General features: G+C 59.6%; 1 protein-coding gene. It reads right to left on the bottom strand.

What is annotated here, in order from left to right; genetic code table 11:
* Nucleotides 1-327 (bottom strand): contractile injection system protein, VgrG/Pvc8 family (locus RVY79_RS18425; RefSeq protein WP_317465988.1); only part of this gene is annotated, 327 nt, incomplete at both ends.

Raw genomic sequence — 327 nt, 5'->3', positions numbered from 1 at the left:
CGCCAGCCTTCGGCTGCGAGAAATCGCCCCACATGTCATGCGCTTGCTCGGTGTGCACGTGATCGTGCGGGGCGTCCGATCGGAACTGAAAGTCACCGCCACCAGCACGCGTGACCGCGTCGTTTGATCGGGAGTAGTCATAGTCATTGATCGTGACCGGACCCGTGACGAGCTTGTTCGCGATCGACAAGGTGTGAATGGTTTCCTCGTCGGTCCGTTTTTCGGCGGGCCCGGTGTAGCGAATGGTCTGATAGGCTTCACCGTGCCTCTGTAGCGCCCCGATCTTGTTGTTCAGCACCAGACAGTGCCGGCCATTCTCGTGCTTGA

Source organism: Chromohalobacter sp. HP20-39 (assembly GCF_033052815.1).
GTDB lineage: Bacteria > Pseudomonadota > Gammaproteobacteria > Pseudomonadales > Halomonadaceae > Chromohalobacter.
This window is presented reverse-complemented; position numbering and strand designations above follow the sequence as displayed.